General features: G+C 60.0%; 15 protein-coding genes and 2 pseudogenes. 14 read left to right on the top strand and 3 right to left on the bottom strand.

The window, feature by feature from the left end:
• The first annotated feature begins 83 nt into the window (after window positions 1-83).
• Window positions 84-1085, top strand: a complete 1002-nt coding sequence (locus tag HU724_RS14535) for a FecR family protein (protein WP_186566756.1) — start codon at window positions 84-86, stop codon at window positions 1083-1085.
• Window positions 1086-1137: 52 nt separating this feature from the next.
• Here the strand turns inward: HU724_RS14535 and pvdQ are convergent, their stop codons facing one another.
• Complete coding sequence (pvdQ, locus tag HU724_RS14530; protein ID WP_186566758.1) at window positions 1138-3477, bottom strand: bifunctional acylase PvdQ; 2340 nt, start codon at window positions 3475-3477, stop codon at window positions 1138-1140.
• A gap of 243 nt (window positions 3478-3720) precedes the next feature.
• Between pvdQ and HU724_RS14525 the strand changes: the two genes are divergently transcribed.
• Window positions 3721-4098, top strand: a complete 378-nt coding sequence (locus tag HU724_RS14525) for a fe2+ zn2+ uptake regulation protein (protein WP_133337893.1) — start codon at window positions 3721-3723, stop codon at window positions 4096-4098.
• Window positions 4099-4116: 18 nt separating this feature from the next.
• Here the strand turns inward: HU724_RS14525 and HU724_RS14520 are convergent, their stop codons facing one another.
• Window positions 4117-4305, bottom strand: a complete 189-nt coding sequence (locus tag HU724_RS14520) for a hypothetical protein (RefSeq protein WP_016770563.1) — start codon at window positions 4303-4305, stop codon at window positions 4117-4119.
• A 354-nt stretch (window positions 4306-4659) separates the two neighbouring features.
• Between HU724_RS14520 and HU724_RS14515 the strand changes: the two genes are divergently transcribed.
• The 5 genes from HU724_RS14515 to HU724_RS14495 are packed head-to-tail and all read left to right on the top strand — an operon-like array spanning window position 4660 to window position 11710.
• Window positions 4660-5907, top strand: coding sequence for an MFS transporter (locus tag HU724_RS14515; RefSeq protein ID WP_186566760.1), 1248 nt, complete (start codon window positions 4660-4662; stop codon window positions 5905-5907).
• Window positions 5908-5916: 9 nt separating this feature from the next.
• Window positions 5917-7047 (top strand): LuxE/PaaK family acyltransferase, encoded by a 1131-nt coding sequence (locus HU724_RS14510; protein WP_186566762.1) that lies wholly within the window; start codon window positions 5917-5919, stop codon window positions 7045-7047.
• Window position 7048: 1 nt separating this feature from the next.
• Window positions 7049-9451, top strand: a complete 2403-nt coding sequence (locus HU724_RS14505) for an aldehyde dehydrogenase family protein (RefSeq protein ID WP_186566764.1) — start codon at window positions 7049-7051, stop codon at window positions 9449-9451.
• Window positions 9452-9495: 44 nt separating this feature from the next.
• Window positions 9496-10806 carry a phenylacetate--CoA ligase family protein gene (locus tag HU724_RS14500; protein WP_225927619.1) on the top strand — a complete coding sequence of 437 codons (1311 nt, stop codon included), beginning with the start codon at window positions 9496-9498 and terminating at the stop codon, window positions 10804-10806.
• Window positions 10775-11710 (top strand): GNAT family N-acetyltransferase, encoded by a 936-nt coding sequence (locus tag HU724_RS14495; RefSeq protein ID WP_186566766.1) that lies wholly within the window; start codon window positions 10775-10777, stop codon window positions 11708-11710. The genes HU724_RS14500 and HU724_RS14495 overlap by 32 nt, the downstream gene beginning before the upstream one ends.
• A 45-nt stretch (window positions 11711-11755) precedes the next feature.
• Here HU724_RS14495 and HU724_RS14490 read toward each other — a convergent pair whose 3' ends face one another.
• A complete protein-coding gene (locus HU724_RS14490; RefSeq protein ID WP_024012886.1) occupies window positions 11756-12283 on the bottom strand; it encodes a hypothetical protein in 528 nt (175 codons plus the stop codon).
• A 353-nt stretch (window positions 12284-12636) separates the two neighbouring features.
• On the opposite strand from HU724_RS14490, the pseudogene HU724_RS27970 reads away from it, so the two are divergent.
• The 7 genes and pseudogenes from HU724_RS27970 to glgA form a co-directional block, all read left to right on the top strand.
• A pseudogene (locus HU724_RS27970) lies at window positions 12637-13767 on the top strand (HAMP domain-containing protein); the annotation flags it as partial.
• A gap of 333 nt (window positions 13768-14100) precedes the next feature.
• Window positions 14101-14628 (top strand): annotated as a pseudogene (locus HU724_RS27965) (methyl-accepting chemotaxis protein); the annotation flags it as partial.
• 241 nt (window positions 14629-14869) lie between these two features.
• Window positions 14870-15316 (top strand): DUF411 domain-containing protein, encoded by a 447-nt coding sequence (locus tag HU724_RS14480; RefSeq protein WP_041480975.1) that lies wholly within the window; start codon window positions 14870-14872, stop codon window positions 15314-15316.
• A complete protein-coding gene (locus HU724_RS14475) occupies window positions 15316-15750 on the top strand; it encodes a YqaA family protein (protein WP_041480976.1) in 435 nt (144 codons plus the stop codon). The genes HU724_RS14480 and HU724_RS14475 overlap by 1 nt, the downstream gene beginning before the upstream one ends.
• An 86-nt stretch (window positions 15751-15836) precedes the next feature.
• On the top strand, window positions 15837-16883 hold the full coding sequence (locus HU724_RS14470) for an alpha/beta fold hydrolase (protein ID WP_125916206.1): 1047 nt from the start codon (window positions 15837-15839) through the stop codon (window positions 16881-16883).
• Window positions 16884-16895: 12 nt separating this feature from the next.
• Window positions 16896-17849 carry a D-2-hydroxyacid dehydrogenase family protein gene (locus HU724_RS14465; RefSeq protein WP_186566767.1) on the top strand — a complete coding sequence of 318 codons (954 nt, stop codon included), beginning with the start codon at window positions 16896-16898 and terminating at the stop codon, window positions 17847-17849.
• A gap of 533 nt (window positions 17850-18382) precedes the next feature.
• Window positions 18383-19969, top strand: a complete 1587-nt coding sequence (gene glgA, locus HU724_RS14460; RefSeq protein WP_137213532.1) for a glycogen synthase GlgA — start codon at window positions 18383-18385, stop codon at window positions 19967-19969.
• Window positions 19970-19981 lie beyond the last annotated feature (12 nt).

Here is a 19981-nt window from a genome sequence, read left to right as displayed (position 1 = left end):
TCCACCTTGATGGGCAAATGCCATGACAGATGTTCTCGGCAGCCTGCCGGCAAGGTTAGAATGAGCGAAATCAGGACCAGTCAATGACCCAAGACACTCTCTCGGAAGCCGAATACGATGCGATCACCGATGCCGCCGCGCACTGGTGCATGCGTCTGCACGCCGCTGACTGCACGGACGAGGAGCGTCGCGCATTCGAAACCTGGCACGATGCCCATCCGCTGCATGCCTTCGAATACGAAGCGATGCAGGAAATCTGGGAAGTCGCCGGGAATCTGCCTCGAACCGAGCCCGAGGCGCTCGCGGCGCAGCGCAAGCCCTTGCGTTCGTGGCGCAAGTTCGCCGTAATCGCCGGCGCCTGCGCTATCGGCTTGCCGCTCGCGGCCTACAGCGGCTGGAATCTGGGCTGGGTACCCAACAGCTATCAGCATTACGCCGCCACCGATAGTGTGCGTCAGATCACTCTGAGTGACGGCAGCCAGCTGGAACTCAACCTGAACACCGACCTGACTTTCAGCAATTACAAGAATGAACGTCGCGCCACACTGAACAAGGGCGAGGCGTTTTTTAATGTCAGCCATGACGCGTCTCATCCGTTTGTGGTGCGCGCTGGTGACGGCAAGATCCGCGTGACCGGTACCCGGTTCAATGTGTGGATGTACGAAGATCAGGTGCGGGTCAATCTGGTCGAGGGTTCGGTGCTGGTCAGCAGCAATCGCGATCTGCCGGGCGACGGCTTGCGTCTGAGTCCATCGATGCAGGCACGCTACCGACATGGCGATTACGCACCGCAAATCAGCCAGACCTACCCCGGCGATACCTCGCTGGCGTGGCGCAGCGGCCGACTGATACTGGACAACCTCGCGCTGCACGACGCTCTGCCGTTGATCAACCGTTACCTGGACAAGCCGTTGATGCTGGCCGACACCAGTACCGGCGCGATCCGCGTGGGCGGTGTCTACAACATCAAAGAGATGAACAACCTCGCCAACAGCCTGCCGAAAGTACTGCCGGTCTACCTGACTCGCAACAAAGAAGGCAACCCGGTAATCAATTCGATGCCGCAGCGTCCACCAAAAAGCTGAAGGCCGCGTCCCTTGCGGGAGGCGGCCTTCGTTTGTTTCAGGCGACGACTGTTTACTGCGCTGCCACCTTCCCTGCCTGATCCTGCTTGATCGTCTGCACCTGATACTGCGGGTCCGCTTTGATCTGTTGCTCAGTGAATGGCAGGACACTCCACTGCTTCTTCGAAAATGCAGCAGTTTGATCCCGCGAGTATTTCGACATCGGATCACTGGACAACGAGAACGCCAGCAGCCCTTGGGCGTGCGGGCCTTTTTCATCAAAGCTCACCACTTGCAGATAGCTGGTGCCGCTGACCACTTCAAGTTTGCCATCCTCACGGGGCACGCTCTGCATCGCGTTGTAAATGCCCAGCGTCCCCGGCCCGCCATGAATCGGCGTCTGCCGCCCGCCACTGCTGACCACCTGAATATCGCCCCAGCGCGTGCCTGGTTTCAGGCCCATTTTGCCGGTCAGTTCGACCGACGCCAGCATGGCCTCGCGCAGCGCTTTGGCAACTGCGGGCTGCTCGACCGCCAGACCACGCGGGGTGTTTTGCGCATCTGCCGGATTGAACGCAACACGCCAGATGTCCGGCGATTCGAGCAGCGCTTGCATGATGTTCTGGAAATGCACCAGACCGAGCCCGGAATCCAGATTGGCGCGACTATCCCAGGCTTTGAGGGCGGCACAGGCAGGTTTCAGTTTCGCCGCATCATTGCCCAGATCAGAGCCACAAAAAATCAACAGATCAGGCATGACCTGCGTCGCCAGATACACCTGGTCATCCATTACCATGTGCTGCAGATCCTTGACTGCCAGTGGGCCTTTTTTGCGCAAGACATCGAGGCGATCCAGTGCGAATCGCGAGCGCAGGCCCAGTGGCTGGCCCTCCTGGCTGATCAGCGGCGAATAGCCGGTGAGCGGTTGCGCCGGGTTGGCCAGCCACGCGGAATCGTTGGAATGCTGGACGAAATCCTTGCGCAGCAATTGCGGCAACTGACTGGACGCGAAAATGCCCTTCTGTGCCGCTTGCGGATCGATGTCCCAGGCACAGCCGCTGTTGGAACCGTCCAGCACAATCATCCGCAGGCCGACACGCGGATCGCTGCATTTGGCCAGTTTCTCGGCGCTGACGTTCGGCACTACAGATTGGTTCATGTACAGCGTCTGGCCCTGGTCATCCACCGCCAGGGTGTTGACCCACGGGATACCCTGAATTTCGTGCACAGCGTTTTGCAGATCCTTGAGATTGCTGGCCTGGTTCATCGCGTACCACTGGTTGAGCACGCGATCGTTGTCGAGGTTGGCATCGCGCAAGCTGTAGGCATATTGCTTGTCCCAGTCGAGCTTGCCCGGCCATTGCACGATCGGACCGAACTGCGAGCTGTAGATATCGCGCTTCACTGGCACGACCTGGCCGTCAGCCTGCTTGACCTGCACGGTAACCGTCTGTTTGTTCAGCGGCAGCGACTTGCCGTCAAGCAGATACCGGGTCGGATCCTTTGGATCGAGTTGCAGGCGATACAAGGTGAAGTGTTTCGACGAGTCGACAGTGTGGGTCCAGGCCAGATGCTGGTTGAAACCGATGTTGATCATCGGCAGACCCGGCAAAGCGGCGCCCATGACATCGAGCTTGCCGGGGATGGTCAAGTGCATCTGATAGAAACGCATGCCGCCGACCCATGGGAAATGCGGGTTGGCCAGCAACATGCCACGGCCGTTGAACGAACGCTCGCTGCCGACTGCCACGGCGTTGCTGCCGCGATCCAGGGCGAAACGTTGCTGACGGGCGTCGGCCAACTGGAACGCCTCGGCATCCTGCTTGACCTGTGCGGTCGCTTGCGGCGGCGTAGCGGCGGCCAGAGCCTCGGCGAACTGCCCTACCCCGCCTTCCACCAACAGGCGCCGCGTCAGTTTGACCAGATCTTCGGCACTGATATCACGTACCCACTCGCCCTGGCATTGCTGCGGCAATCCTTGCTGGCGCCGTTCGCCCAGATAGCGGTTGTAGCCGGCGGCATAACCCTCGACCAGGTCGCGGACCTGCGCCGGTTGCGCCTGCCAGAAGGTTTCGACCGTTTCTGGAGCATTGAGCCAGGTGAAGAACACATCACTGACGCGGTTTTCCCGTTGTTCGACAGTGAACTGTTCCGGCCCGAAGTAACGCGAGCGTTCACCGTTGACGGTGACGATCTCGTTGGCCAACAGGCACAGGTTGTCCTGGGCATAGGCGTAACCGATGCCGAAGCCAAGCCCGCGTTCGTTCTCGGCACGAATGTGCGGCACGCCGAAACTGGTGCGGCGAATATCGGCGCTGGTTTGTGCAGCCGGGCTCAGTGCATGGGCCGACAGGCTCAGTCCGAACAAGGTGCTGGCGAGGGCCAGCCCGGTGAGTTGCCTGGAAATAATCACGCTTGCTCCTGATCGAAAGGTCGATTGCCCCTGCGTCCACGCGCAATGAGCCTGACGAAGAAACGAAGCTGAGGAAAAAAATTTAGCGGGCAATCCTTCGGGACGAGGCCGGCATCACAAGGCCGAAACGAATTTGCGACGAAATTTCTACATCTTTTCTTTCATGATTTGTCGTGCTGAAACGTCTTGTTTAGAGAGCGCAACAAAACCTTTCCCGATCTGGCTCTGAAAAGGAGTAATCGCATGTACAACTCGCAACTACCAACGGACGGTAGCCAGACGCCACAGGGCGTTTCCATGAGTTCGCACTCTGGCAATTTCAGCCAGCGCGGCGAGCGTCCGGGCAACGAGCGTATTCGCGTGCTACTGAAGAGTTTCGGCCTGCGCACCAGCCTGATTCGCCTGAAAGTCATCGACGCCCTGCTCGTGGCAGCACAGAGCAATCGTCGCCTGGGCGTACGTGGCGTGCATAGCCAGTTGCTCGATCTGGACGTGCCGTTGTCGTTTCTCAGCGTGCGCGAAGTGCTGAAACGCTTGTGCGCCGAAGGCGTGATCACCTTCAACGCCGACAAGAGTTACAGCCTGCACCCGCAGGCTGCAGCGGTCCTCAACCACGAATGAGGCACCGGGTGCTCGCCGTTACGGCTTGACCTTGCGGCGCATCACGCCATTGATCACCACGACAACCACCGCCACGCCGATCGCGACGTACTGGAAAGTTTTCTCGGTGATCATGCCGGCGTTTTGCAGCCAGGACAGGCCCAGCATGATCGCCAGTACGGACAGGGCGATCAGAATCGAATAAATCAAGCGTTGCTTCTGGGTCATTGCGGTTTCCTGAAACGATGGAATGAATCCGGTGTGTATCCGCGTGCATGTCATGCGCTTGACCGATTGCGGGCATGCGTCGATGCAAACGGCGCTCATGTTACAGCCGCCGAAGCGTTTTGGCTGCAAGAGGGCTCAACCGTCCACCTGATGTCATGCAAACAATGCCCGCGCCAAAGCGGGCATTGTTGTTTCTGCCACAACACCAGCCAAGGTAAACACGTTTGGCTTTGCGCCAGCCCTTTAAACATGCCGTAAATTTTTGAAATCTGCTGACGCAGCAAACGGCTAGGTCCGGCACAGGTCTGCGCCTAGGCTCTGCGAACTTCCTACAACCGATAAACAGGGATGCTCATGCAGAGAACACTTATCAACATCGGCCCCCGCCAAGTGGCAGGTTTCTGTCTGGCGCTGACCGCTTTCGAACTCCTGACCTACATGGGCAGCGACGTGATCATGCCGGCGATGCTGGCCGTGACAACCGACCTCGAGGCAGACTCGCGGCATGTACCCAATGCGTTCAATCTTTATCTGCTGGGTGGCGTTTGCTTGCAGTGGTTCCTCGGGCCGTTGTCCGATCAATTCGGCCGCCGGCCGCTGTTGTTGATTGGCAGCGCACTGTTCGGTTTGTCGTGCGCGGCAGCTTTTTTAACCCACAGTATTGAAGCGTTCAACCTGTTGCGTCTGTTGCAAGGCATGGGGCTGGGGTTTCTCGTAGCGGTGAGCTACCCGGCGTTGCAGGAGGTTTTTTGCGAAGCTGACGCCGTCAGGCTCATGGCGCTGCTGGGCAATGTCGCTCTGTTGTCGCCGCTGCTCGGGCCGCTGCTTGGCATAGTGCTGCTGGAATGGCTGAGCTGGCGCGAGATTTTTCTGCTGCTCGGCGGCGGCGCCGCGCTGGTGTGGCTCGGTCTGTATTTGTGGATGCCGGAAACCGTAGGCGTCGAGCGCCGCGACGGGCATCGAAATCCCCAAGTACCTTTCTCCTTGCGCCGCACTTCGCAGCGCTACGCCGCGCTGTTGGGCAATCCGCGCTTCCTCTGCGCCAGTCTGGCGCTGGGCCTGATGAGTCTGCCGCTGATTGCCTGGATCGGCCTCGCACCGTTGCTGCTGGTGCGGGTTCTGGAACTGACGTCACTGGAATATGGCCTGTGGCAGATCCCGGTATTTTCTGCGGTGATCGCCGGCAATCTGATTCTCGACCGCTTGCTGCAGAGCCACTCATTGCAGCAATTGATTCAACTGGCGCTCTGGCCGTTCTGTCTGGGTCTGCTGCTGTTGGCGGCGTGCGCATTGCTCGGTGCCGGACCTGGACCGGTAGTGGCCAGCGTGGCGCTCTACGCCGTCGGGCTGGGCATGAGCAATGCGGCAGTGTATCGCCTGGCGCTGTTTTCCAGTGATGACAGCAAAGGGCTGGTATCGGCGCTGACCGGCATGATTTCGATTGCCGTCATGGGGCTCGGCGGTTCGCTGATTGCCGCCATCGGTGGCGGCGCCCGTCTTGAATATTTCGCTATGTGGGCCGCATTCGGCGGGCTGATGTGCCTGCCCCTGATGTACCACCTCCTGCAAACCACCACGCCTGATGTGGCTTCGCCTCAATAAGGAACATTGATGACTCACTTGCCCTTTACCGACGCGCTGTGCGCGTTGACGGATCCCTATTGCGCGGATTCCACAATTCCCGATCTGTTTGATCGGGCAATGGCAGAAATCAGCCGCTTCCACTGCGCCCATACGCCCGGCTATCAGCACTGGCTCAAGGCCCATGCACTTGCGCCCGAGGATCTCGACAAGCTCGATGACTGGTCGCGACTGCCGCCGATCTTCGCCAGTTTCTTCAAGCAACACCTCTTGCTCAGCAGTACCGGCGCCGATGCCCTCGAACTGACTTCATCGGGCACCAGCGGACAGAAGAGCCGCATGCGCTACGACGAGCGCAGCCTGGCGAGCGCGCAATTCATGGTCGCGCAGATCTTCCGCCATTACGGCTGGGACACGCCGCAGACGCCATGCAACTACCTGCTGCTTAGCCATGAACCCGAGGGCCGCATAACGCTCGGCACTTCCTTCACCGACCAGTTTCTCTGCCAGTTTGCCCCGGTCAACCGCGTGTTCCATGCCTTGCGCCTTACCGGCAGCGGCCATCAATTCGATGCGTTCGGCGTCATCGCCGCGTTGCAGTCGTTCGCTGAAGAAGGTTTGCCGGTAAGAATTTTCGGCTTTCCGGCGTTCCTCTGGCAGACCCTGCAACGCATGCAGGCTACCGCTGTGCAGGATCTGCAATTACCCGCCGGTTCGCTGGCATTTTTTGGCGGCGGCTGGAAAACCCAGGCCGCGCAGGAAATCCCAAAGCAACAGCTATATGCGCAAATCCACCGGCAACTGGGCATCGACCCCGTCCGCTGCCGAGACGGCTACGGCGCTGTCGAGCATGCCGTGCCTTACATCGAATGCGCCCATCACCATTTTCATGCGCCGGTGTATTCGCGGGTGTTGATTCGCGATCCGCGGGACTTTTCATTGCTGCCCTATGGCCAGCAAGGCCTGCTCGGGTTCGTCTCGCCTTACATCGCTTCCAGCCCTGCTCACGCCGTGGTCATGAGCGATCTGGCCACGCTGCACCCGGGCGCAAGTTGCGGCTGCGGATTGACCAGCGACTGGTTCGAACTGCACGGCCGCGCCGGCACCACGGCGGGCAGAAGCTGCGCACTGGCGGCTGCTGAATTACTGGAGAATCACTGATATGTACTTGATCAATGGACAACTGCACGACACTTATAGCCTCGACGACGCACTGCAGCATTTGCAACAGGCATTGCCGCAGCAATTGGAGGCATCACTCGACAGCAGCACGGTGATCAAAACCGTGTCAGCCTTTGCCGAGCATCTGCGCAGCGCTAACGCGGATCTGCCTCTCGACCCTGAACAACGTCAGGCCCTGATCGATTTCTGCCAGCCTGAGGCCTTGCTCTACAAGCGCCAGCGTGAACTCGGCGCGGATGCCGATTCATTGCGCCGTATCGATTATCGCCAGCCGCGCTTCGAAGCCTGGCGTCCGCTCGGACTGGTGGTGCACATCACGCCCGCCAACGCGCCGCTTCTGGCCTTTTGCGCCGTGGTCGAAAGTCTGCTGGCCGGCAACATCAACTGGTTGCGACCCAGCCGCAGCGATCAAGGCCTGACGGCGCAACTGCTGAGCGCGTTGGTAGCGTGCGATGCGAGCGGGCAATTGCCCGGTTACGTGGCGGTTATCCCCGTGAGCTCCGAGCAGACGGGCCAGTTATGCAAGCATGCCAACGGTGTCGCAGCGTGGGGTGGCGAAGCGGCGCTGCAAGCCATTCGGCAACAGTTGGCGCCGGGTTGTCGCTGGATTGATTGGGGGCACCGCATCAGCTTTGTCTATCTCACCCCTGAAGCGACCACACCCGAGGCGCTCGATGCCGTGGCCGATGAAGTCTGCCGCCTGGATCAGCAGGCCTGTTCCAGCCCGCAGTGGGTGCTGGTGGACAGCGACGATCCGCAGGTTTTGTGCGATATCGGTGAACGCCTGGCGCAGGCGCTAAAGCGACGTGCAGCACAATGGCCCGCTTTGTTACCAACGCTTCAGGAAGCTTCACAGATCACCATGCACACGCAAATGGCCAGTCTGGCGCAGAGCTTTGCCGGGCAAACCGGACAGGTCTGGAATGGCTCTGGCTGGCGGGTGATCTGGGCACATAACCGGCAACTTGCGCCGTCGCCGCTGTTTCGTAGCGTGCTGCTGCATCCCGTGCCGATGGCACTGCTGACCGCCACCCTGCAGCCATGGCGCAACGTCTTGCAAAGCTGTGCGCTGGTGTGCGCGCAACCGCGCATTGTCGAGCTGACCCGGACGCTGATCGCAGCCGGGGTTACGCGTATCGCACCGATCGACAGCATTCATGATGGTTACGAGGGCGAGCCCCATGACGGCGTCTATGCGTTACAACGTCTGAGTCGGCGGGTATCGGTGAGTCTGGCGACCGCGCAATTGCCAAGACAGGCCCGTCTCGATGTAGCGCCATTACCGGCGAAGTCGCGCGCTCCGATCATGGACAAAGCGGCCTTCATCGCCCAACCCGTCAATGCTCAGGCGCAGTTGTATTTTCGTTCCGGCGGCAGTAACGGCACCCCTGCGCTGGCTGGCTACAGCTATCGCGATTTCGATCGTCAGATGCGCGCAACGGCTGACGGCCTGTTCGCCGCCGGCCTCGATCCGGCGCGGGATCGGGTCATGAACCTGTTCTACTGTGGCGGGCTCTACGCCGGTTTTCTGAGCCTCAACAAAGCGCTGGAATGCCTGCAGGTGACGCATCTGCCCATGGCCGCCCCGGCCGATGAAGACTATCGGGAAATTGCCCAATTGATCATCGAACAGCGGGTCAATGTGCTGGTCGGCATGCCCGGCACGCTGCATCGCCTGTTCCTCAACGAGCAGGAGCGTCTGCGCGCTTATGGCGGGGTCGAAAAGGTCTTCATGGGTGGCGAGCACCTCAGCGAGCAGAACCGTGAATTGCTGCGCAGTTGTGGCGTCGTGCTCATTCGCTCGGCGATCTACGGCAGCGTCGATGCCGGCCCGCTTGGCCATGCGTGCCAGGCTTCAGCGGACGGGGTGTTCCATTTGATGAATGATATCCAGCAGCTGGAAGTCGTCGCGTTCGATGAGGATGTAACGATTGTCGATGATCAAGTCGGCCGGCTGGTGGTGACCTCCCTCGCCCGCGACGGCGGTCAGATCGTTGAGCGTTATGAGCTTGGCGACACCGGGCGCTGGCTGCCGGGCGTTTGCGCCTGCGGACTGCAGTCGCCGCGCTTCGAACTGTTGCAACGCCACGGCACGCTGCTGCGTATCGGCACTTACTTTATCTCTCTGAGCGAACTGGCGACACGACTGCAAGTTCCGTTTCAGTTGCGTCTGGACCACAGCGCAGAGGGCATCGAGCGGCTGCAAGTGCACAGCGAACTTGCAGCCGACGCGGTCAGGGCACGGCTCGCCAATAATTCGACCCTGATGAGCGCCGTCGACACCGGAGTACTGGTTCTGCACATAGAACAATGCTTGCCCGTGACCTTTATTCAGAACAAATACAGCGGCAAGACGCCGTTGGTCATTGACTCTCGCCGCTGACGTTCGAACGTGAGTTGGCTTATTCGAAACAAGAAGAAGACATCGTGAAAAAAAACGACCCGATTGGCGAATTGATGGGCTTTGTCCGTCAGCATTCGCCCTACTACAACAACTGTCTCGCCAAGGTTCCTGAGGCGCTCAACCGACTGAGTGAATGGCCTGTGCTCGATCCTGCAGGATTCTGGACTGGCAGCGAGAACCTTGATGAATGGGCAGTCTTGACTGCCCCCGTACGGGCTGCGCTGGTCTTCAAGACCGGCGGGTCAACCGGTGGCGGCCGACTGTCGGTCTATACGCGCGCTGAATGGCAACGCACGGCCGAGGACTTCGGCCGCAGTCTCAGCGCGCAATTCAACCCCGGCGACCGAGTAGCCAATCTGTTTTTCGCCGGCGACCTCTATGCCAGTTTCCTGTTTATCCACGATTCCCTGGCCCACGTTACACCGGCTGTCACCGAATTTCCGTTTACCGGTGACGTTGACCCGGCGAGGCTGGCCGATGCCATCGGGCAACACCGGATCAACGTGCTGGCCGGCCCGCCCGCGCAGCTATTGACCTTTGCCGGTTGGCTCAAGCAACACAAGCGGGTATTGCCGATGATTGACAGCGTGCTGTACGGCGGGGAGAGCCTGTTCGCCTCGCAACGGCAACTGCTCCGGCAAGTGCTGCCCAATGCGCGCATTGCCTCCATTGGCTACGCCAGCGTCGACGGTGGATTTATCGGTGCCAGCCACCGTGACTGCATGGAGGGCGAACACCGCACGCCTGACGGCCACGTTCTGCTGGAGATCATCGACCCGCACACAGGGGCACGGATCGATGACTGCGACAAAACCGGTGTGCTGGTATTGACCAACCTCCATCGCCGTTTGATGCCGCTGATCCGCTATCCCGTGGGTGACCTGGCGTGCTGGCGCGAACCGGTGGGCACGGCGCAACGCAAATTCGCGCTCAGGGGCCGCAGCTGTAGCAGCCAGCGCGTGCGGGTCGGGATCCTGTCGCTGATGACGGATGAAATCAGCGACACCGTAAGGTGCACGACTGGCAGCGACGATTGGCAATTGGTGATTGAACAGGTCGACGACAGGGATGTGCTGACATTGAAATATGTGGCGAACGCACGATCGTCCGGCATTGACGGCACACTTGAGACTCGTTTGATCGAACTTTACCCGCAGATAACCCCACTGCGAGACGCTCGACTGCTGGAGCTGCGTATCCAGAGCTGCGGCTTCGAGGATCTCGTGCGCCATCCTCGCGCAGGTAAAAGCCTGCGAATCGTCGATCATCGATGCTATGACCAACATGACAGGGAGGTGCGTGATGGAACCGTTGATCCTGCGCAATTACCGTGAGAGCGACGCCACGGCCGTCAGCGAACTGTTTCGCGAGGTGTACGGCGATCATTACGTGCAAAGCGACGTCTACCTGCCCTGCCTGATCAATCAGAACCACGCAGCCAAGCGCTGGCACTCACTGGTTGCGGTCGAGGGTGAACGGATTCGTGGCCATGCCACGCTGTACCGGCAAAGCGATGACTCGCACGATGCCGAACTGGCCTTGAGCGCCGTGCATCCCGATACCCGCGGCAAGAACATCGCCACGCGGCTGGGCGCGCAACTGCTGACTCATGCACAGGCGTTGAGTTGTCGCAGCGTTTCGATCAAACAGGTCACCCACCACCCCTATACCCAACGCATGGCTATCAGTCTCGGTTTTCATAACACCGGACTGTTGCCGGACTATGTCCGCTCACCCTTTGGCGGCAAAACACCGGAGTCGATCGTCTTGGGTGTCCGCGCCATAGACGGCTATCAGCGCCCGCTGCCGGAGCAGCCGTGGCCAACCCGCTACCGTGCGTTCATGGAGCGTATGACGACGGCGTTTGGCTGTTCGCCCAGCGCAGCATGCTGGCGCGGGCCCTCGGTTCAGGTTCAACAACATGGCAATCGGCATGAAATGCTCGTGGAAAAACTCGAACCGGAACTGCTCGATCAGCTGAGAACGCTGCCCGGGCACTGGCTGGTTTCGATTCGTCTACAGCTTTCGCGACAGTTTGCCGTGGATCTGCACAGTCTTAACGCCATCGGTTTTGCTTTCACCGGTCTGGCGCCTGCGCAAGACAATCCAGGAGGCTGGCTGACGTTGTTTCATCGCGGCTACCGCACGCGCAAGCTGACATTGCATTGCCCGCACATGCAGCAGTTACACGACCAGGCACAACGTCAACTCACTGGGCGAGCCATGGCTGCGGTGTAAACAGCCCGAGCCCGCACACGGATGAGCGGGCTTCATCGGCAGATGTCAGGCCTTTGCCTTCAGGCCTTTGTCGGACGGAACTGCCGCATTGCCTTCGCCATAGGTCTTGAGATTCTGCAGGACGTAAATGGCTTTCTTGAATTCGGGAATCAGGCTCTTGCCGTAGTAATTGCCATTGAGACTGTTAGTCTGGATGGCATCGAGCTGCGTGGCGAAATATTCCAGCGCGTTGAACTTCGCCTCCGGGTCTTTCTGCACGCCGAAGCGGTCGAATTTGTCACCGGCATTGAGCAAGGTGATCGAGGTAATTTCAGAAATCAGCCCACGCCCGCGCAGAAACTCGCTGAGGTTACCCAGTTGCTTGACGGAAACGTTGGCCGGGTCGAAGCCCTTGATCTGCTTGCGCAGCCCCTGCTTATCCATCTCAGCGACGTTCAACGCGTTCGGATCATTGCCGACCAGCGTCAGCATCTGCTGCACCTTGACGCTCTGCGAAACCTGCTTTTTCGCCCCGGTATCACGGACCATTACGCCCGCCTTGCTTTCCCAGGCGCCGGTATAGCCGATCGTCATGCGAGGATTCCTTGTGCAATGAGCATGAAATGTCCTTGTTCCAACCAATTGAATGGGCGCGAGTATCGGCCGATGCGCCTGATCGCACCAAGTCATTTGTGCGCTTTTTTACAAATCTCGTACATTCGCGACACAAGCCTGCAGCCCGTAAACATTGGTTCAGCGCCGTCATCAGGATGTAACAACTGTGGCGATTGCGAGGGATGTACCAATCCCGATACCAACCGGTCATCGCCCTGAGTTCTTTCGGCGCGCAAGTACCTAAAGCTTCCGCCCGTAACGACGATACGCTGTGATACCCGCCCTGTTTTATTCCTGCCCTCCAACAAAAACGCCGCTCAAGGATCAGTTCCATGCCCGCACTGCGCACTATTCAGGCTCGCTACACGCTGTTTCTGATTCTGTTCATCCTGTTGTTGTCCGTGCTCACCGTGGTCGGCATCAGCCAACTGGTCGCACCGACCCTGCGCGATACCGAAGAGAAGGTCGTGCTCAACCGCATCGCCGAAGTCGCCGTGCAGATTCAGGGCGAACTGAACAAGGTGCAGGCGCAGCAACGCAGCATCACCCAGACCATCCCCCTGCTCGACAGCGCCGCCATCGACGTGGTGCTGCCAGGGCTGGTGGATCAGTACGGCGAACTGAAAGTCTTTGGCGGCGGTATCTGGCCGTTGCCCGGCCAGCGCGAAGCCGGCCGCAACAAGTTCAGCACCTTCTGGCACCGGGATGCCTCGGGTCAGCTCAAGGTCAATACGTTCTGGAACAGCGACGCCGCACCGAACTACTACGACCAGAGCTGGCACAAGGGCGGCATGGCCACCCCGCGCGGCCAGTGCGCGTGGGCCGCTGCCTATAAGGACGACGCCAGTGCCGAGCCGCGCACCAACTGCGCCATGGCCATCTACAAGAACGGCAGCGCCTGGGGCGTTTCGACCATCGACGTGACCCTGGGCTTCTTCAACGACCTGGTGGCGCGAAAGGAAAAAGACCTCAACGCCGAAATGCTCATCGTTGAGGCTGACGGCAAGATCATCAGCAACAGCTCGCGCATCAGCGGTCCGATCGTGTTGAAGAACATCAGCGAACTGGCAGCCAGCTCGACCTTCATCAATCAGATCAAGACCGGCCTGCAGAACCGCGATAAAGCGCAACGCGTCGAGTTCGACAACAATGGTGAAGACGCCACATTCTTCATGCGCCCTATCGAGGGCACACCGTGGTTCCTCGCCACCGCCCTGCCGACCAAAATGCTCACCGCCCAGCGTGACGATGTGCTCAACAGTCTCAGCCTGATCCAGATTCCGCTGGTGATCCTGCTGGTGCTGTTGCAGGTTTACGCGATTCGCAAACTGGTACAGCGCATGAAGGCTCTGAAAGCCAACATCGATTCACTGTCCAGCGGTGACGCCGACCTGACCCGCCGCATCACCATTCGCGCTGAGGACGAACTGGGCGCCATCGGCCATTCGGTCAACACCTTCATCGTCTATTTGCAGAACATGATCGGCGAAGTCACCCAGGCCACCGGCGCCATGGCCTCCAGCCTCGACAATCTGCAACGCACTTCGGCGCACACCAGCCAGATTCTGCTGCGTCACGCCTCGGAAACCGACCAGACCGTCACCGCCATTACCGAAATGAGCTCCACCGCTGAAAGCGTGGCGCAGAATGCCGCTGAAACCGCTGCGTTCACCCAGCGCGCCAATGAAAACGCCGATCGCTCGCGCGTCGTGGTGGGTGAAGCGACCAACAGCGTGGTCGCGCTGATCGACGAAGTGGCCAGCGCTACACACAAAGTTGAAAACATGCAGCAGGACGCCCAGCGCATCACCGAAATCCTCGGCGTGATCGGTGCGATTGCCGGGCAGACCAACCTGCTCGCCCTCAACGCCGCGATTGAAGCGGCCCGGGCCGGTGAACAGGGGCGCGGCTTTGCGGTGGTAGCGGATGAAGTCCGCGCCCTCGCCGCCCGCACTCAGGCCAGCACTTCGGAAATCAACGAGATGTTGACCCGTCTGACCCAAGGCGTCAGTTCCTCGGTCAGTGCCATGGAAAACACCCAGGCCAGTTGCCAGTCCGCCGCTGACGCCACCGCCCGCGTCAACTCGGGGCTGGACGAAATGGCCGGTTCGGTCAGCCACATCAACAGCCTCAGCACGCAGATCGCCACCGCCGCCGAACAGCAAAGCGCAGTGACCGAAGAGATCAACCGCAGCATGGTGCAGATCCGCCACATGGTCGACGAACTGGTGCAGAGCGGCCAGGCCAGCGAGCTGAATACCCGCCAGTTGCTCGAAGCCAACAGCCGCGTGAGCGCGATCATGGGGCGGTTCAAGGTCAGTTAAGCCAACCGCGACCACGGGGATGTTGGCCTTTACGCCAATCCCCTGTGGGAGCGGAGCCTGCTCGCGAAAGCGATTTTTCAGTCACTGGAGCTGCGGCTGGTCAACCGCATTCGCGAGCAGACTCACTCCTACAATGGTTCGGGTGTTTTGTAGCAACTGGAAACACTCAGTTGATGTAGGAGCGGGAAAACAGGTCAAAATGCGTTCTTGCTGACCTTCACCGAGTCGAGAGCCCATTCCCATGCGAAGCCAACTGCGTCTGCTCGCCCTGAGCGCCCTGTTCATCTCCTCCCTGGCGCAAGCCGCCGAACTGATCCCGATCGAAGTGCACCGCGATGCCAATTGCGGCTGCTGCAAAAAGTGGATCAGCCATCTCGAAGCCAATGGCTTCAAAGTCGAAGACCACGTCGAAAGCGACATGAGCAGCTTTAAACAGCAGCACGGCGTACCACCGCGTCTGGCGTCCTGCCACACGGCGATCATCAATGGCAAATTCGTCGAAGGCCATGTGCCGGCCGATCAGGTGCTTGCGTTGAGCAAGCGCGACGATCTGCTGGGTGTGGCTGCACCGGGCATGCCAATGGGCTCGCCGGGCATGGAAATGGACGGCATGAGCGATGCGTACCAAGTGATCGGCCTGAAGAAGGACGGCGCTGACGTGGTAGTGGCGGACTACCCGGCCCGTTGATGGGGGCAGCCTACTTCGGCCTGTTCTTTGCTGCGTTTGGCGCGGCGACATTGTTGCCGTTGCAGTCCGAGGCGCTGCTGGTCGGCCTGATCGTCAGCGAGCGTTACTGGCTGTGGGGTTTACTCGCGGTAGCGACGCTGGGCAACGTGCTCGGTTCACTGGTCAACTGGTGGCTGGGCCGTGGCATCGAGCGGTTTCAGGATCGACGCTGGTTCCCGGTCAGTCCGCGGCATATGGCCAAGGCGCGCAAGCACTACGAGCGCTATGGGCATTGGTCGCTGCTGCTCAGTTGGCTGCCGGTGATTGGCGATCCGCTGACCTTGATTGCCGGCGTCATGCGCGAACCGCTCGGGCGCTTTCTGTTGATCGTCACCCTGGCCAAAGGCGCGCGCTATGGCGTGCTGGCCTTGCTGACACTGGGCTGGCTCGGTTGAACCAACCCTTCCTGTGATTGCCTTTGTTTAACGTCGGCGTAATCCCGACCTTCCAGAGTCGGCCAATTTTCAAGGAGTTAGTGCTTATGTCCGTCACGCTTTCCCGCTGGCTGCCCGGCCTCGTCCTCAGCGCTGCCCTGCCATTAATGGCGCAAGCGGCCACTGAAACCGCCCCCGCCGAAGGGCCTGCCTACGGCCCGGAGCTGCAAGGCTTCCAATACCCCTACACGCTTAAACACTTCGCCTTCGAATCCCAGGGTCAGAAGCTGCAAATGGGTTACATGGACGTCGCCGCCAATGGCAAGGCCAACGGCCGCACCGTGGTGCTGATGCACGGCAAGAATTTCTGCGCGGCGACCTGGGACAGTTCGATCAAGGCCTTGAGCGATGCCGGCTACCGCGTGATTGCGCCGGATCAGATCGGCTTCTGCACCTCCAGCAAACCCGAGCACTATCAGTACAGCTTCCAGCAACTGGCGACCAACACCCAGCAATTGCTCAAGGCGTTGGGCATTCAGAAAGCCACTGTGCTCGGCCACTCCACCGGCGGCATGCTCGCCACCCGTTATGCGCTGCTGTTCCCGGAGCAGGTCGATCAATTGGCGATGGTCAACCCGATCGGTCTGGAAGACTGGAAAGCCCTCGGTGTTCCCTATCGCACCGTCGATCAGTGGTATCAGCGTGAGTTGAAGGTCACGGCCAAGGGCATTCGCGACTATGAGCGCACCACTTATTACGACGGCCGCTGGAAGCCCGAATTCGATCGCTGGGTCGACATGCTCGCCGGTCTGAGCAAAGGTCCGGGCAAGACCCAGGTCGCGTGGAACTCGGCGCTGATCTACGACATGATCTTCACCCAGCCGGTGTACTACGAGTTCAAGGACCTGAAGATGCCGACCCTGTTGCTGATCGGCACCTCCGACACCACCGCCATCGGCAAGGACCTCGCACCGCCGGAAGTCAAAGCGAAAATCGGCCACTACGAGGTGCTCGGCAAACAGGTCGCCAAGTTGATTCCGCAGTCGACGCTGATCGAATTCCCGGGCATGGGCCACGCGCCACAAATGGAAGAACCGGAGAAATTCCATCAGGCGTTGCTCGGCTGGCTGGGCAAGACTCCTTCCGCTCCATGATGAGGTAAGCCGATGACGGTGCAGATTGCAGTGATCGATGACTGGCAGGACGTGGCACGCGACGTGGTCGACTGGTCCGTGCTGGAGAGCATCGGTGAAGTGACCTTTGTGCATGATTACCCGGCCGACAACGCGACACTGGCCGAGCGCCTCGGCCAGTACGAGGTGATCTGCGTCATGCGCGAACGCACGCGTTTCGACGCCGACTTGCTCGGACGCTTGCCCAATCTGAAGTTGCTGGTCACCGGCGGCATGCGCAATGCGGCGCTGGACATGCCGGCCGCTGCAGCGCTGGGCATCAAGGTCTGCGGCACCGACAGTTACAAACATGCCGCACCGGAACTGACCTGGGCGCTGATCATGGCGGCCACCCGTGATCTGGTGAAGGAAGCCAATGCCTTGCGCGCCGGCCAGTGGCAACAGGGCCTCGGCGGCGATCTGCATGGCAAGACCCTGGGAATCCTGGGTTTGGGCAGCATCGGCCAGCGGGTCGCGCAGTTCGGCCAGGTGTTCGGCATGCGCGTGATCGCCTGGAGCGAGAACCTCACCGCCGAACGCGCGGAACAGGTCGGCGTGACGTACGTCAGCAAGCAGCAACTGTTCGAGCAGGCCCACGTGCTGTCGGTGCATCTGGTGCTCAGTGAACGCAGTCGCGGTCTGGTTGATGCCCAAGCGCTGGAGTGGATGAAACCGAGCGCGCTTTTGGTCAACACTGCTCGCGGGCCGATCGTCGATGAAGCGGCGTTGATCAAGGCGCTACAGAAACGGCGCATTGCCGGGGCAGCGCTGGACGTGTTCGAGCAAGAGCCTTTGCCGGCCCTGCACCCGTTTCGCACGCTGGACAATGTCCTCGCCACGCCGCATGTGGGCTATGTCAGTCGGCAGAATTACGAGCAGTTCTTCCGGCAGATGATCGAGGATATTCAGGGTTGGGCAACTGGGGAGCCGGTGCGTCTGTTGAATTGATTCCATCACTTTAAAGTTCAGTTGCTGCAACAGGCCTGCTCGCGAAGGGGTCATTTCAGATACCACGCTGAAACCCCCTCGCACCACAACGGTGCAACTCGCCCATCCCCTACCACAAAATCGTGACTGCCCAGTCACCATTTTGGCTCCCGCTGACCGAAAAACATGCCCTTCGTCGGAGCGTTTCCCCTCCTGGACCCTCGCTAACATTCCGACACAACCGATTGTCGAACAATTTACCCATTTGTCCCGACCCGCTCTAGGATCTGGCCTAGACTGATTTTTCAGTGGCCAAACCACTCGGTCATACCGACGAAAAAAAGTCGAAACTTTTGCTTCACGCCACAGGTCATCAGAACAACTGGGCGAAAGCGACTGGTGTAATCCTTGCAACGGCCTCACCACCCATTCTGCTTGCGCGTGTTGGGTCAGCATTTGCTCACCGATGCGTGGCGCCTTTGCGCCCGGCCACAGGACTTGGCCACGAAACAGCTTGTTCGAGACAAGAATCAGATCACACACGGGAGATACATATGATCAGTGCGGCATTGGATATTCAGGGAGAGCGTGCTCACCAGTCGCTTGGAGAATCGAGCACCATCAGTGTTCCCGGCAGCCGACAGATCAACGTACCCGGCACCAAGACGCTTGCTCCGGTAGCAAGCCAGAATCCCAACAAGAAAAAAGTGTTGTTCGTGACTTCGGAAATCGCCGATCTGGTCAAGACCGGCGGCCTCGGTGACGTCTCCGCCGCCCTGCCCCGGGCCATGGCCCATCTGCACGATGTGCGGGTGCTGATCCCCGGTTATCCGCAAGTGGTGCACAGCGAAAACCCGATTCACATCATCGGCGAGCTGGGTGGCCACGCCGCGCTGCCACCTTGCAAGATCGGGCGCATGGACATGCCCGATGGCCTGGTGATCTACGTGCTGATCTGCCCTGAACTCTACGAGCGTGAGGGTGGCCCTTACGGCGCCAACAACGGTCGCGACTGGCCGGACAACCATATCCGCTTCGCCCGTCTCGGCCTGGCCGCTGCCGACATCGCCGCCAATCTTGCGCAAATCCATTGGCGCCCGGATCTGGTGCACGCCCATGACTGGCCGGCTGGCCTCGCGCCCGCTTACATGCACTGGCGCGGGCAGCGCACGCCAACGCTGTTCACCATTCACAACCTTGCCTATCAAGGCGTGACCAGCCTTGGTTCCTGCCCGGAGCTGGGGATTCCCACCCATGCCCTGCAACAGGAAGGCATGGAGTTCTACGGCAAGATGTCGTTCCTCAAGGCCGGCATGGCCTATTCGAGCCACATCACCACCGTCAGCGCGACGTATGCGCAAGAGATCACCACCCCGGACTTCGGCTGTGGCCTCGACGGTTTCCTTGCCGCCAAGACCCAGCAAGGCCTGCTCAGCGGCATCCCGAACGGCATCGATGAGAGCTGGGATTCGGCGACCGACCCGCACCTGTTTGCCCCGTTCGCCATCGGCGACTGGGAAGGCAAAGCGATCAACGCGGCGCATGTCCGTGAGCTGTTTGGCTTGAACGATTCGACTGGCCCGTTGTTCGCCGTGGTTTCGCGTCTCGTGTATCAGAAAGGTCTCGACCTCACCGAAGCGGTGTCCGAGTACATCGTGCAGAACGGTGGCCAGATCGCGATCATCGGCCGTGGTGAGCCGGAAGAAGAGCAAGCCATGCGTGAACTGGCCCTGCGCTTTCCTGGCCAGATCGGCGTACGCATCGGCTTCAACGAAACCGATGCCCGACGCATGTTCGCCGGCAGCGATTTCCTGCTGATGCCTTCGCGTTACGAGCCTTGCGGCCTGAGCCAGATGTACGCCCAGCGTTTCGGATCGTTGCCGGTCGCGCGCAACACCGGCGGTCTGGCCGACACCATTGAAAACGGCGTCACCGGTTTCCTCTTCGATGAGTCCACCGTTGATAGCTATAAAGAAGCCCTGAGCCGCGCGTTCAAGGTCTTCGCCTTCCCGGAATTGCTCAATGCCATGCGCTGCCGCGCCATGGCTGCACCGTTCAACTGGAGCAAAGCGGTTGAACCCTACGCCGAACTTTACGAACAACTGGTCGCCAAGGCGTTGGGTAAAGCCAGCCACAAATAACCAGGGAGTTGC

It is taken from the genome of Pseudomonas iranensis (assembly GCF_014268585.2).
GTDB classification, from domain to species: Bacteria; Pseudomonadota; Gammaproteobacteria; order Pseudomonadales; family Pseudomonadaceae; genus Aquipseudomonas; species Aquipseudomonas iranensis.
The sequence above is the reverse complement of the archived record's forward strand: the minus strand, read 5'-3'. Positions and strand labels throughout refer to the sequence as shown.